Origin of the sequence: Stenotrophomonas sp. GD03819, assembly GCF_029841665.1 — a bacterium.
Lineage (GTDB): Bacteria > Pseudomonadota > Gammaproteobacteria > Xanthomonadales > Xanthomonadaceae > Stenotrophomonas > Stenotrophomonas geniculata.
Genome location: NZ_JAOCEW010000005.1, coordinates 123,210 through 136,243, shown reverse-complemented (window position 1 = coordinate 136,243; position 13,034 = coordinate 123,210). Strand labels below are relative to the sequence as shown.

General features: G+C 67.5%; 11 protein-coding genes. 3 read left to right on the top strand and 8 right to left on the bottom strand.

Annotation, left to right across the window (positions count from 1 at the left end):
• Window positions 1-83 precede the first annotated feature (83 nt).
• On the top strand, window positions 84-1,337 hold the full coding sequence (locus tag N5D45_RS04825) for a zinc-dependent metalloprotease (protein ID WP_010483932.1): 1,254 nt from the start codon (window positions 84-86) through the stop codon (window positions 1,335-1,337).
• Window positions 1,338-1,424: 87 nt separating this feature from the next.
• Here N5D45_RS04825 and lpxH read toward each other — a convergent pair whose 3' ends face one another.
• The 8 genes from lpxH to N5D45_RS04785 all read right to left on the bottom strand — a co-directional run bounded on the left by lpxH (window position 1,425) and on the right by N5D45_RS04785 (window position 12,057).
• Window positions 1,425-2,171, bottom strand: a complete 747-nt coding sequence (lpxH, locus tag N5D45_RS04820; protein WP_057503051.1) for a UDP-2,3-diacylglucosamine diphosphatase — start codon at window positions 2,169-2,171, stop codon at window positions 1,425-1,427.
• Window positions 2,172-2,236: 65 nt separating this feature from the next.
• The gene (locus tag N5D45_RS04815) at window positions 2,237-2,776 is read right to left on the bottom strand and encodes a phosphatase PAP2 family protein (RefSeq protein WP_010483928.1); all 540 of its coding nucleotides are present in this window, start codon (window positions 2,774-2,776) and stop codon (window positions 2,237-2,239) included.
• Complete coding sequence (locus N5D45_RS04810; protein ID WP_010483926.1) at window positions 2,757-3,902, bottom strand: glycosyltransferase family 1 protein; 1,146 nt, start codon at window positions 3,900-3,902, stop codon at window positions 2,757-2,759. Before N5D45_RS04810 ends, N5D45_RS04815 begins: the two co-directional genes overlap by 20 nt.
• Before the next feature lie 223 nt (window positions 3,903-4,125).
• A complete protein-coding gene (gene ppx, locus N5D45_RS04805) occupies window positions 4,126-5,652 on the bottom strand; it encodes an exopolyphosphatase (protein ID WP_010483920.1) in 1,527 nt (508 codons plus the stop codon).
• A gap of 366 nt (window positions 5,653-6,018) precedes the next feature.
• Complete coding sequence (gene ppk1 / locus N5D45_RS04800; RefSeq protein WP_019337026.1) at window positions 6,019-8,106, bottom strand: polyphosphate kinase 1; 2,088 nt, start codon at window positions 8,104-8,106, stop codon at window positions 6,019-6,021.
• A 4-nt stretch (window positions 8,107-8,110) separates the two neighbouring features.
• Complete coding sequence (gene phoR, locus N5D45_RS04795; protein WP_057503052.1) at window positions 8,111-9,442, bottom strand: phosphate regulon sensor histidine kinase PhoR; 1,332 nt, start codon at window positions 9,440-9,442, stop codon at window positions 8,111-8,113.
• 108 nt (window positions 9,443-9,550) lie between these two features.
• Window positions 9,551-10,240: a phosphate regulon transcriptional regulator PhoB gene (phoB, locus tag N5D45_RS04790; RefSeq protein WP_005408258.1), complete on the bottom strand. Its 690-nt coding sequence runs from the start codon at window positions 10,238-10,240 to the stop codon at window positions 9,551-9,553.
• Window positions 10,241-10,356: 116 nt separating this feature from the next.
• On the bottom strand, window positions 10,357-12,057 hold the full coding sequence (locus N5D45_RS04785; RefSeq protein WP_197656948.1) for a M48 family metalloprotease: 1,701 nt from the start codon (window positions 12,055-12,057) through the stop codon (window positions 10,357-10,359).
• An 88-nt stretch (window positions 12,058-12,145) separates the two neighbouring features.
• Here N5D45_RS04785 and grxC point away from each other — a divergent pair, with 88 nt between their 5' ends.
• Window positions 12,146-12,436, top strand: coding sequence for a glutaredoxin 3 (grxC, locus tag N5D45_RS04780; RefSeq protein WP_010483913.1), 291 nt, complete (start codon window positions 12,146-12,148; stop codon window positions 12,434-12,436).
• Window positions 12,433-12,825: a carboxymuconolactone decarboxylase family protein gene (locus N5D45_RS04775; protein ID WP_004154542.1), complete on the top strand. Its 393-nt coding sequence runs from the start codon at window positions 12,433-12,435 to the stop codon at window positions 12,823-12,825. The genes grxC and N5D45_RS04775 overlap by 4 nt, the downstream gene beginning before the upstream one ends.
• The last annotated feature ends 209 nt before the right edge of the window (window positions 12,826-13,034 follow it).

Genomic DNA, 13,034 nt, shown 5'->3' with positions numbered 1-13,034 from the left:
GACCCGCGCAGGCCATATGGCCAGACCCGGCAAACCCGGGCGTGCTGCATCAACGCTGTTCACATCATTCAAGGAGCGACGCAATGTTGTCCAGATCGATTGGCAAAGCGGCAGGTGGCCTGGTGTTGGGTTTGTCGGTGGCAGCGGCCGCGCATGCGGCACCGTTGTTCGAGCCGGTGACGGTCATCAGCCGGGCATCGGCAAACAGTGAGCCCGCGCTGGGCAAGCTGCTGGCCACCCCGTCCACCGCGACGGTACAGGAAGTGCGTGTCGACGCTGCTGCCACCGCGCAGCCGCAACTGGAGTTCGAACTGCTTGGCCAGCGCGTGCAGGCGGTGCGCAGCAAGGTGGAAGCCCTGCCCGATGGCGGCAGCATCTGGTACGGCCAGTTGCGTTCGCCGTCCGATCGGCTGACTGCCGCCACTTCGAACGGTCAGGATGATCCTGGCAATTCAGTGATCCTGGTGCGTTCGGGCAACACCCTCACCGGCTCGATCCGCAAGGACGGCAAGCTTTACCGGCTGCGTCCGCTGGGCAACCGCCATGTACTGGTGGAAGTGGATGAATCGCGGATGCCGGCCGATCATCCGGCCGACTACAACCAGCTGCCGAAAATCCCGATGGGCAACAATGACCGCATCGGCATCGCGCAGGCCTCGTCCGGCACCCCGGCCACCATCCGCGTGCTGGTGGTGGCGACCAATGCAGCGGTAACGGCCTATGGCGGCAACATGCAGTCGCTGGTGCAGCTGGCGGTGGCCGAATCCAACCAGGGTTACGTCAACAGCAACGTTGGCATCACCCTGCAGCTGGCCGGCTATGAAACCACCAACTACACCGAGTCCGGCAACTTCACCACCGACCTGACCCGCTTCCGCAACACCAGCGACGGCTACATGGACAGCATCCACACCAGCCGCAACAACACCGCGGCCGATGTCGGCGTCCTGCTGATCAACAACACGAGCTACTGCGGGTTGGCCTCGGGCATCGGCTCGACGGCATCGACGGCCTTCGCGGCGGTGTACTGGGATTGCGCGACCGGCTACTACTCCTTCGCACATGAGATCGGCCATCTGCAGAGTGCGCGGCACGATATCGCCAGTGATCCCAGCACGTCGCCCTATGCCTATGGGCACGGCTATCGCTACGAGCCGTCCTCCGGTTCGCGCTGGCGCACGATCATGGCCTATGACTGCTCGGCCGGTTGCCCGCGCCTGAACTACTGGTCCAACCCGAACATCAGCTACAACGGCATCCCGATGGGCAATGCCAGTACCGCCGACAACCAGCGCGTGCTGGTCAATACCAAGGCCACCATCGCGGCCTTCCGCTGAAGCCAGTCGCCGACCGGGGTCGGCGTCTACCCGGGTGCGTGCACCTGCCCTGGTAGATGCCAACCTTGGTTGGCACCCTGCGATCCATCATTCGCGCGCGAGCGTATCCAGCGACCAGCCGCCGGCATCCACGCGCAGTACCGATCCCTGTTCGTACCAGTCACCCAGCACGATGCGGTTGCAGGTGCGGCCACCGGCCTGCAGCGTGTGCACCGCCGGGCGATGGGTGTGGCCGTGGATCATGGTGTCCACGCCATGGCGCACGAAGGTGGCATCGACTTCGGCCGGAGCCACATCGGTCACGGTCTCGAACTGCGCACGATCGTCCTGCTTCATTTCCGACTGGCGGGCCTGGCTGGCGTCGCGTGCCTTCTGCGCGAAGGCGATGCGTGCGGCCAGCGGCTGTGACAGGAACTGCGCCTGGAATGCCGGGTCGCGCGTCTGTGCACGGAACTGCTGGTAGGGGATGTCGTCCGTGCACAGCAGGTCACCGTGCTGCAGCAGCACCGGGCGACCGTACAGCTCGATCACGCACGGGTCGGGCAGGATGCGCAGGCCGGCACGGCGCGCATAGTCTTCGCCGAGCAGGAAGTCGCGGTTGCCGCGGATGAAATACACCGGCACGCCGCTGTCGGAGAGCACCTTCAGCGCGTCGGCCACTGCATCGGCGGCGGGCGAGGGCGTGTCGTCGCCGATCCAGGCTTCGAACAGGTCGCCGAGGATGTACAGCGCATCGGCGCCGGGCGCCTGTTCGCGCAGGAAGCGCAGGAACAGGTCGGTGATCTCCGGACGACTGGGGTCCAGGTGCAGGTCGGAAATGAACAGCGTGGTCATGCCTGCATTCTAGGCCATCAACGATGGCGGTAGCGCCGGGCCATGCGTGGCCGGCGCGGCGGCCATCACACCGGCAGCGGCAACCAGGCCAGGCTGGCCGATGCCAGCAGGATGGCAATGCCGGTGGCGGCCAGTACATCGGACGGGTAGTGCAGGCCCAACACCACCCGCGACAGCGCGACGCCGAAGGTGAACGGGACCAGCAGCGGTGCCAGCCACGGGTAGTAGGCCAACGCGACGATGGTGAACGACACCGCGTGCAGGGTGTGCCCGGAGGGGAAGCTGAACTCGTCCAGCGGTGCCACCCAGGCACGGATGCGCAGATCGGCCGCATACGGGCGGGGACGCCGGGTCCAGCGCTTGAGGCCCTTGTAGAGCAGCAGCGCGGCCAGACCGGTGGCGGCCATGTGCACGGAGGCGCGCAGTCCGTCGAAGCCGTCGAGCAGCACCAGCGCGCCCATCAGCACGTACCAGAACACGCCATCGCCGAGACGGCTGATGACCGAGAACAGGCGACGCACGCGGCGACGCCGGCAGTAGTGGTTGGCCCGGCGGCAGAGCCGCGCCTCGCGGCCGGCCAACAGCTCAAGCGGCGTGGTGCGCATGGCCGCTCCTCCGCGACTGGGCCAGCTCGGACAGCAGCGCATCGAACTCGGCAACCACCTGCTGTGGATGCAGGCGCTTCATCGCACGCGCGGCGCTGCTGCCGAATTCGCGGCGCCGTGCATCATCGGCGGCCAGCTGCACGGCTGCCTCGATGAACTGCTCATCGTTTTCCACGGCCGCGCCGTTCTCGCCATTACGCAGGTATTCGCGGGCCGCACCGTAGTCGAATGCGACGGTGGCCAGGCCGCTGGCCATGCTTTCCAGGGTCACGTTGCCAAAGGTCTCGCTGCGGCTGGGGAACAGGAACAGGTCACCGCTGGCGAAATGCCGCGCCAGGGCCTCGCCGCGCTGGATGCCGCAGAAGATGAAATCCGGGTTTTCATGTGCCAGTTTTTCGCGGGCCGGACCATCACCTACCCAGACGAAGCGGGCTTTGGGCCGGATCTGCTGCAAGCGCCGGAAGGCTTTCACCGCCAGGCCAAGGTTCTTTTCCGCGGCGATGCGGCCGACATGGATCGCGACCAGGCCATTGCCGTCCACGCCCCATTCCTCGCGCAGCCCCGGGTCGCGCCGGCCCGGATCGAACTGCTGGCTGTCGACCGCACGTGCCAGCAGGCGTACACGTTCGAAACCCTGTTCGCCGAGGAACTGCTGCAGTTCGCGGGTGGGTACCAGCGTTGCGTCGGCCTGGTTGTGGAACCGGCGCATCCAGCGCATCGCAGCGGCCTGCAGCCAGGCGACGCCGTAGTCGGGCAGGTACTCGTCGAAGCGGGTGTGGAAACCACTGGCGACTGGAATGCCAAGGCGGCGCGCGGTGCGCAGCGCCGACCAGCCCAGCGGGCCTTCGGTGGCGATGTAGACCGCATCGGGACGCTGCTGCTGCCAGTGGCGGTTGAGCCGGATCGGTGCAGGCAGGCCGAAGCGCAGGCCGGGGTAGCGCGGCAATGCGGCACCCGGAACCAGCAGCGTGCCTGGCGCCGAGTCCAGCGCTTCGCTGGTCTGGCGTGGCCGGATCAGGTCGATGTCATGGCCGGAAGTGCGCAGTCCCTGCTCCAGGCCCTGCACGGTCAGGGCAACGCCGTTCACTTCCGGCGGGTAGGTCTCGGTGACGATGGCATAGCGCATGGCGGGCCTCCGGGTTTCCGGCATGCTCGGGCCTGGCGATGTAGCGGATATGACCGCTTTGCGACCACGGGATGACGGCGGTCCGGTTCCCATGGAGCCACGGCCCCGAAGGGCCGTGGCGGTGGTCCAGGAAGCGCGGTGGATCAGAAGCGCTGCTGGTATTTCATGTAGATGAAACGACCGATGTCGAAGCCACCGTAGTAGGGGAACAACGAGTTCAGCCTCAGGCCACGAACGGCCGGAACTGGATGCCCAGCCCGGCGATGCCGTCGGTCTCGCCGATCAGATCGGCGCGCAGCAGCGGCCGGGCATCGATGAAGGCCTGCGGCACGATCAGCGACAGGCGGTTGTCGTCGGCGGTCAGTTCCAGCGCGGGCAGTGGATCGTCCTCATGGGCACGATTGAGCAGCACCGCCAGGCGCAGCAGGGCGGCCAGCCGGCGAGCGGTCAGCAGCAGGCGCTCGGGCAGGGCGTCGAAGGCGGTCTTGGTTACGCTGCGGCGATGGCTGCGCACCAGCGCGGCCAGCATCTGCTGTTCCTGCCGCGAGAAGCCGGCGATATCCGAGTGTTCCAGTACGTAACTGCCATGCACGTGATAGCCGCTGTGCGCGATCATCAGGCCCAGCTCGTGCAGGCGTGCGGCCCAGCCGAGCATCCGCGCGTCGTCGGCATCGAGCCGCCAGCGTTCCTGCACCTGTTCCAGCAGTGACAGCGCGGTGTCCTGCACGCGATCGGCCTGCACGGTATCGATGCCGTAGCGCTGGCTGAGTGCGGACACCGATTCATCGCGCAGGTCGTTTTCGCCAGCGCGGCCGACGATGTCGTACAGGATGCCTTCGCGCATCGCCGCCTTGCTGACCAGCAGCTTCTGCAGGCCCAGTGCCTGGAAGGCGGCCTCCAGCACCAGGATGCCGCCGGCGATGATCGGGCGGCGGTCGCTGGACAGGCCCGGCAACTGGATGTCGTCGATCTTCTTGGCCTTCAGCAGTTCGTCGCGCAGCTGGGGCAGGGCCTCGGCGGTGATCGCGCCCTTGCTCAGCTTCATCGTGGCGCAGATCTCGCTGATCGCCTTGTGCGTGCCGGACGAGCCCAAGGCTTCCTGCCAGCCCAGCGCGCGGTACTTGCTGGCGAAGGGCTGGAACTCGCGGCCGATCTCGGCCAGTGCGTCCTTCCAGCGCTTCTTGCTCAGCTTGCCGCCGGGGAAGAAGCGCCGGGTGCTGGCGATGCAGCCGGCCTGCAGGCTTTCGCGCTCCAGGGTCTGCATGCCCATGCCGATGATGAATTCGGTGGAGCCGCCGCCGATGTCGATCACCAGCCGGCGCTGGCCGGGCTTGGGCGGTTGCGCGTGGGCCACGCCCAGGTAGATCAGGCGCGCTTCTTCGCGGCCGCTGACCACTTCGATGGCATGCCCGAGCGCGGTTTCGGCGGGAACCAGGAACGACTGCGGAGAGCGCAGCTGGCGCACGGTGTTGGTGGCCAGTGCGCGCACCCGGTGCGGCGGCACGTTGCGGATGCGCTGGCCGAAGCGGGCCAGGCATTCCAGCGCGCGCTGCCGCGCAGCGGAGGAGAGCCCACCTTTGCCATCCAGGCCATCGGCCATGCGCACGGTCTCGCGCAGGCGGTCGATCACCCGCAGCTGGCCGAGCGTGTAGCGCGCGATGACCATGTGGAAACTATTGGAGCCAAGGTCGATGGCGGCCAGCAGGTCGCCATCCTGCAATGCGGGCGGAGTCGTGGTGGTATGCGGCATGGACGAATGTTAGCCGAAGGGGCGGTGTGCTCGTCACCGCGCGGCCTTCACATTTTGGAAGAGGGGAGTGCGGCAGGGCTGCGCCCTGCACCCGCCGAATCAACGGCAACGGCTAAAGCAAAGGCAAAAGCGGGCTATCCGTAGGATGGCGGGGTGGGTCCGATGGCAGGGGACGCCGTTAACCCGTCCATGGGGGCTTGGTCGCCGCATCCATGCGGCTCACACCCCTGCCACCGGACCCACCCCGCCTTCGACAGAATTCCGCTGCTGTTGGTAGGTGTCGACCTTGGTCGACACTGATCCAATCCCGACCAGAATCGGTGCCTGCCGCTCCTGGTAGGTGTCGACCTTGGTCGACACACCGGCTCACAGCCCCTGCATCAATGCCATCTGAGCAGAATGCGGGGCTTCGTCGTGCGCCGGGGCACGCTTGTGGTAGATGCCGTCGGCGTCCAGCTCCCAGGCGTTGAGGTTGTCGTCCAGGTAGTTCTGCAGGACTTCGCGGTAGACCCGCTTGGCCAGCTCCGGGTCGAGGATCGGGAAGCACGTCTCGACACGGCGCAGCAGGTTGCGTTCCAGCCAGTCGGCGCTGGCGCAGTACATCTCCGGTGCGCCGTCGTTGCCGAACCAGTAGACGCGGCTGTGCTCCAGGAAGCGGCCGACGATCGAGCGCACGCGGATGTTGTCCGAGATGCCCGGTACGCCCGGGCGCAGGGTGCAGGCGCCGCGGATGATCAGGTCGATCTGCACGCCGGCCTGCGAGGCGGCGTACAGCGCGCGCACCACCTGCGGTTCGTTCAGTGCGTTCATCTTGGCGATGATCCGCGCCGGGCGGCCGGCGGCGGCGATGCGCGTTTCGCGCTCGATGCGGCCGAGGATGCCGGTGTGCAGGGTGAAGGGCGACTGCAGCAGGCGCTTGAGCTTCATCTTCGAGGCCAGCCCGGACAGCTGCTGGAACAGCAGGTGCACGTCGTTGCCGATGTCCGCATCGGCAGTGATCAGGCTGATGTCGGTGTACGCGCGGGCGGTGCCGCTGTGGTAGTTGCCGGTGCCCAGGTGCACGTAGCGGCGCAGTTTGCGGCCCTCGCGGCGCACGATCAGCAGCATCTTTGCGTGGGTCTTGTAGCCGACCACGCCGTACACCACCTGCACGCCGGCTTCCTGCAGGCGATCGGCCAGGCCCAGGTTGGCCTCTTCGTCGAAACGTGCGCGCAGTTCAACCACCACGGTCACGTCCTTGCCGTTGCGCGCGGCCTGGATCAGCGCGTCGACGATCAGCGAATCCTTGCCGGTGCGGTACAGGGTCTGCTTGATCGCCAGTACGTTGGGGTCGATCGCCGCCTGCCGGATCAGGTCCAGCACTGCGGTGAAGGCATCGAACGGGTGGTGCAGCAGCAGGTCCTGGCGCGCCGCCGTCTCGAAGATGCCGTCGCTGTCGCGCAGCGTGCGCGGGGTCATCGGCGGGTACTTCAGGTCCGGCTGCGCGATCAGGTCGTACAGCTGGATGATGCGGTTGAGGTTGACCGGGCCGTCGATGCGGTACACCGCGTTCTCGGTCAGGCCGAAATTCTGCAGCAGGGTGCGCACGATGTCGCGTGGCATGTCCTGCGCGATTTCCAGGCGCACCGCCGGCCGGTAGCCGCGGTCGACCAGTTCGTCGCGCAGTGCCAGCGCCAGGTTCTCCACTTCCTCCTCGTCCACCACCAGCTCGGAGTTGCGGGTAACGCGGAACTGGTAGGCCCCCTGCACTTCCATGCCGGGGAACAGCTCATCGACGAAGGTGGACAGCACCGACGACAGGAACACGAAGTTCTGCGATCCGCCGAGCTTCTCCGGCAGCTGGATGATGCGCGGCAGCGAGCGCGGCGCACGCACGATGGCCAGATGGCCGGCGCGGCCGAACGCGTCGGTGCCCTTCAGCACCACCACGATGTTCAGCGACTTGTTGAGGATCTTCGGGAACGGATGCACCGGGTCCAGGCCCAGCGGCGACAGCACCGGCATGATCTCGTTGCGGAAGTAGGCGCGCAGCCAGCGCTTCTGGCGGTCGGTCCAGGAATGGCGGCCGAGCACGCCGATGCCGGCCTCCATCAGCGCCGGGCGCAGCGTCTCGTTCCAGCAGCGGTACTGCTGGTCCACCAGTTCCGCGGCGCGGTCGTGGATGGCATTGAGGATGGCCTGCGGGCTCATCCCGTCCGGCGCCGGCGGCAGGCCGAATTCCTGCGCGTGGCGCACGGCGGCGGCGCGGATCTCGAAGAACTCGTCTAGGTTGGTGCAGGAGATGCACATGAAGCGCAGCCGCTCCAGCAGCGGCACCTGCGGGTCCATCGCCTGGGCCAGCACGCGGAAATTGAAATCCAGCTGCGACAGTTCGCGGTTGATGTAGAGCGCCGGGTCACGCAGCGGATCGTTGTCCGGGCTCACGGGGAGGGGGAGGGATCCGAGGCTGCTCATGGCGTCATTCTTCGATGGAAGTCAGGGGGGCGGAGTCGCGCGGGCGCACGTGGTCGGCATCGAAATGGCAGGAAAACACCGAGCCCTTGCCAACCTCGCTTTCAATCTCCAGCCGCGCATGGTGCAGGCCGAGGATGTGCTTGACGATGGACAGGCCCAGGCCGGTACCACCGCTTTCGCGGGAGCGGCTGCTGGAGACACGGTAGAAACGTTCGGTCAGGCGCGGCAGGTGGGTGGCCGGGATGCCGTAGCCGGAATCGCGCACTGCCAGCACGGCGCCGTCGCCTTCGCGGCGGAATTCCACGGCGATGCGGCCACCGGCCGGCGTATAGCGCACCGCGTTGGTGACCAGGTTGGAGAAGGCGCTGTGCAGTTCCTTGGTCGAGCCCTGCAGGTCAACGCCGGCAAGATCGTCGATGCTGATCTGGTGGCGGCCCTGGCTGTGCGCTTCGGCTTCGCGGCGCAGGGTGGCCAGCATCGGCTGCATGGCCACGGTCTCTTCCTCGCTGTGTTCCTGCGACTCGAGGCGCGACAGCGTCAGCAGGTCTTCCACCAGCTGGGCCATGCGCTGGCTCTGCTTGCGCATTTCTTCCAGCATCGGACCGGTTCCCGGGAAATCCTCCGGGTCCATCATGTCCAGATAGCCGTGGACCACGGTGAGCGGCGTGCGCAGCTCGTGTGAAACGTTGGCGACGAAGTCGCGGCGCACCTGCTCCAGGCGCAGCAGCTTGCTGACATCGCGGGCGATCAGCAGCCAGTAATCGGAGGAATAGGGAATCAGGCGCAGGTTCAGGCGGATCGCCGGGTCGACCGGCGAGGGCACGTCCAGGATCGGCTCGGCATTGCGGCCACCAGCGAGCCAATGCGCCAGCGGCATCGGTTGCAGGCGTTCGACCAAGGCCTCGCCGAGGTCGCCCGGATGATGCAGGCCGAGCAGGGCGGTGGCCGCTTCGTTGAACCACTGCACACGCTGGCTGTTGCGATCCAGCACCACCACGGCATCGGGCAGCGCGGCGGCGGCGGCGCGGTAGCTGCGCAGCATGTCCAGCAGGCGGCGCTTGCGCACGCGCATTTCCACCTGGTTGCGGTACAGCAGGCGGTCCAGCTCGTTCCAGACGCCGGTGCCTTCTTCGGCGGTGTCCCAGCGCTGGCGCGCGGTCAGCCGGCGCAGCACGCTGCGCAGGCGCCAGTAATGCCATGCCAGCGTGGCCAGTGCGCCCAGTGCGATGCACAACCACAGATGGCCCGTGAACCACCCCACCAATCCGGCGAACAGCAGTACCGCGGCAACGGTGGCCAGGGTCTTCAACCAGGCAGAGCGGATGTGGCGGGGCATTGCGATCTCGTCGTTGAGGTGCGGCGGTTCACTGGGGTGAACCGAGGGTTATAGCAGAGTTGCCGGCGCCGGCACCCGCAGGTGCGTGGCGCGCCGGCACGACGAGACTCAGGTAGCAGTGGAGAAGCGGTAGCCGGCGCCGCGCACGGTCTGCACCATGTTTTCGGCGTTGAACGGTTCCAGCGTCTTGCGCAGGCGGCGGATGTGCACGTCGATGGTGCGCTCCTCCACGTACACGCTGCCGCCCCAGACATGGTCCAGCAGCTGGGCGCGGGTGTAGACGCGCTCGGGGTGGGTCATGAAGAAGTGCAGCAGGCGGTATTCGGTGGGGCCGATCGGCACCGGCTGGTCGTTGGCGAACACGCGATGGGCGGCGCCGTCGATGCGGATCGGGCCGACGGCCACGCTGCCGTCCTCGTCATCTTCGCGGGCGCGGCGCATCACCGCACGGATGCGGGCCAGCAGTTCGCGCGCCGAGAACGGCTTGACCACATAGTCGTCGACGCCAGCTTCAAGGCCACCGACGCGATCGTTCTCTTCGCCGCGGGCGGTCAGCATGATGATCGGCACTTCGCGGGTCAGGGTTTCCTTGCGCCAGCGGCGGGCCAGGTCCAGGCCGCTGGTGCCGGGCAGCATCCAGTCCAGCAGGATCAGGTCGGGAACGCGGTCGGCGATGGCGGTCTGGGCCTCACGGGCGTCGCCGGCGTGGACCGGTTCGTAATCGCCCTTGCGCAGGGCGAAGGCGACCATTTCACGGATCGCGGGCTCGTCATCGACGATCAGGATGCGTTTCTGCACGAGGACACCGTAGGGCTCGGTTACTGGAGTGGTGCCAGTAGACTACGGTTTGATGACATGTTTGTGACTGCCTGGCCGGAACCGGCCTGGATTGCCATCGGCCGGTCATGCAGCGCTCAGCGGCGGTCCAGATCCGGGTCCTGCACGCCCTGGCGGCGCAGCTCCAGCACGGTGGGGGTGATCGCCTCGATGCGCGCATCCACCCGTGCCCGGCCGACATAGTCCAGCGCCGGATTGCGCTTGAGCGCCTGCAGCTGCATCAGCGACTGTTCGGGCCGACCGCTGAGGAAGGCCGCCTCGGCGTAGGCCTCGCTGGCACGCACGCTGTCGCCGGCCAGTTCGCTGGCGCGGGCGTACCGCTGCTGGAAGACCGGATCGTTACCGCTTTGCGACAGCAGGGGCCGCAGCATGGCCTGCGCGCGCTGGCCGGCCTCGCGGCTGCCCTGTTCGTTCAGGATCTCGGCATAGGTCAGCGCCACCGGACGGCTGTTGGGGTGCTGGCGCAGCAGCTGCTCGAAGCGGCTGTTGGCCTGGGCGGTCTGGCCCGCACGCGATTCGGCCTCGCCCAGCCCCAGTGCCAGCCACAGATTGTCCGGGCGGGTCTGCAGCAGGCCTGCCAGGGTCTGCCGGGCCTGGGCGGCGCCGGCGCGACCGCTGCGCATCACCGCCAGCGCCTGGCCATAGCGTTGGGCATCGTTGAGGCCGTCCTTCTGGCGCTTGGCCAGATCGGCGTACTCGCGTTCCAGCTCGGGGGTGGAGTCCGCGCTGAGCACGCGCAGGCGCTCGCGCGCCCAGTCGAAGTCGCCACTGGCGCCGCGGCTGAGCTGGCCCATCGGGATGCGCAGCACGCTGCTGGGCAGCAGCGGGTTGTTTCCGCGCAACAGGGGTTCGGCCAGGCTGGGATCGGTCGGGTCCACGCGCTCCCTGCGCTCGCTACTGGGGGTGGTGGTGGTCAGCAGCACCGTGTCCTTCTTCATCTGCTCGGCGCGGGCCTTGGCCTCGCTGATGCGGGTGATGTTGACCGGGTGGGTGCGCAGGAACTCGGGCACGCTGTAGCCGCCCTCGTTGCCGCGCATCGCCGATGCCATCCGCTCGAAGAAGCCGGCCATGGCATCCACGTCGTAGCCACTGCGCGACAGGGTGCGGATGCCGAGGCGGTCGGCCTCGGACTCGTTGGAGCGGGTGTAGTTGATCTGCCGCTGCTGCATCAGGCCCATGCCGGAACTGATCGCGGCCATCGTCGCGTTGCCGGAGGAGGTGCTGTTGCTGGCCTGCGCGGCCACCACCGCCGCCAGCATGCCGAGCAGGATCGGGATCTGGTCGCGCTGGGCGCGCTCGACTCCGCGCAGCACGTGCTGCTGGGTGACGTGGGCGATTTCGTGCGACAGCACCGCGGCCACCTCGTCCTCGCGCTCGGCGGTCAGCACCAGGCCGGCATTGACCCCGATGTAGCCGCCCAGCGTGGCGAAGGCGTTGATCTGGCGGTCCTTCATCACGAAGAACGTGTACGGCTGGCGCGGCTGGTCGCTGTTGGAGCCGAGGCGGGTGCCCATGGTCTGCAGCCAGTCGTTGACCAGCGGGTCGTCCAGCAGGTAGCCGTAGTTGCGCAGCTCGCGCAGCATCATCGCGCCGTACTCGGCCTGGCGGGCCGGGGTCAGCAGCTCGCCGGCCGACGAGCCGATGTCGGGCAGCTTCTCCTGGGCCTGGGCCAGCGGCGTGGCCAGGGCCAGGGTGACGGCGGTAGTCAGCAGCAGGGCTCGCAAGCAGGAGGTCCTCGGGCGGGGCGCGCCAAGCGTGGCAGGGCAGGGGGCAACCATTCGTTAATCCACAGTGTTGCGGCCGTGGCGTGGAATTTCCAGCGCACCGGTACCATATGTAGACCGTCGATCCATCGTGGAGTTTCCCGTGACAGCCCAGACCGCCGGCGGTGCCCCCGCCATCACCATCTATTCCACCGCCGTCTGCCCGTACTGCGTGGCCGCCAAGAACTTCCTGAAGAGCAAGGGCCAGCAATGGACCGAGGTCCGCATCGACCTGGACCCGGTCGAGCGCGAGAAGATGATGGCCAAGACCCGCCGTACCAGCGTGCCGCAGATCTTCGTCGGCGACGTCCATGTGGGCGGCTACGACGACATGATGGCCCTGCACCGTGAAGGCAAGCTCGAGCCGCTGCTGGCCGGGCAGGGCCAGGCATGAGCGCGGCCGACGACGGCAGCAAGGACCGCATCGCCGAGTTCACCGAGTTCCGCAAGCGCATGAACGAGCGCATCCTGGGCGAGCCGAACCAGGTGGTGCGGCGCTTCTTCGCGCTGGACACGCAGACCTACCAGGCCGGTGCGCTGGACGTGAAGACCAAGGAACTGCTGGGCCTGGTGGCCTCGATGGTGCTGCGCTGCGACGACTGCATCAGCTACCACGTGGCCCAGTGCAAGGACGCCGGGGTGACCCGTGAAGAATTCTTCGAGACCTTCTCGGTCGGCCTGGTGGTGGGCGGCTCGATCGTGATCCCGCACCTGCGCCGCGCGGTCGACTTCCTCGACCAGCTCGAAGGCGGCGCCGCCGCCCCGGCAGCGCACGAGCACTGAGGTAGCGCCGGGGCATTTCCCGCAATCCAACAGTCCAGGAGCCCCCTTGTTGTTCAAGGGGGCGCGCCGACAGGCGCGGGGATAAGGTGGAATGCGCGGGCAATTCTGCCTGAGCCGGGCACTGGGACCATGGTCTATTTGGGACCTCGGCCCCGGCTCAGGCATAATTGCCGGTGAAACTTCCTTTGCGCCGGCGTTTCCGGGCACGT

Excerpts from the sequence above, each read along its gene's own strand:
- N5D45_RS04825 (WP_010483932.1), top strand. The coding sequence starts at position 84 with ATGTTGTCCAGATCGATTGGCAAAGCGGCAGGTGGCCTGGTGTTGGGT.
- lpxH (WP_057503051.1), bottom strand. The coding sequence starts at position 2,171 with ATGACCACGCTGTTCATTTCCGACCTGCACCTGGACCCCAGTCGTCCG.
- N5D45_RS04815 (WP_010483928.1), bottom strand. The coding sequence starts at position 2,776 with ATGCGCACCACGCCGCTTGAGCTGTTGGCCGGCCGCGAGGCGCGGCTC.
- N5D45_RS04810 (WP_010483926.1), bottom strand. The coding sequence starts at position 3,902 with ATGCGCTATGCCATCGTCACCGAGACCTACCCGCCGGAAGTGAACGGC.
- ppx (WP_010483920.1), bottom strand. The coding sequence starts at position 5,652 with ATGCCGCATACCACCACGACTCCGCCCGCATTGCAGGATGGCGACCTG.
- ppk1 (WP_019337026.1), bottom strand. The coding sequence starts at position 8,106 with ATGAGCAGCCTCGGATCCCTCCCCCTCCCCGTGAGCCCGGACAACGAT.
- phoR (WP_057503052.1), bottom strand. The coding sequence starts at position 9,442 with ATGCCCCGCCACATCCGCTCTGCCTGGTTGAAGACCCTGGCCACCGTT.
- N5D45_RS04785 (WP_197656948.1), bottom strand. The coding sequence starts at position 12,057 with ATGGTTGCCCCCTGCCCTGCCACGCTTGGCGCGCCCCGCCCGAGGACC.
- N5D45_RS04775 (WP_004154542.1), top strand. The coding sequence starts at position 12,433 with ATGAGCGCGGCCGACGACGGCAGCAAGGACCGCATCGCCGAGTTCACC.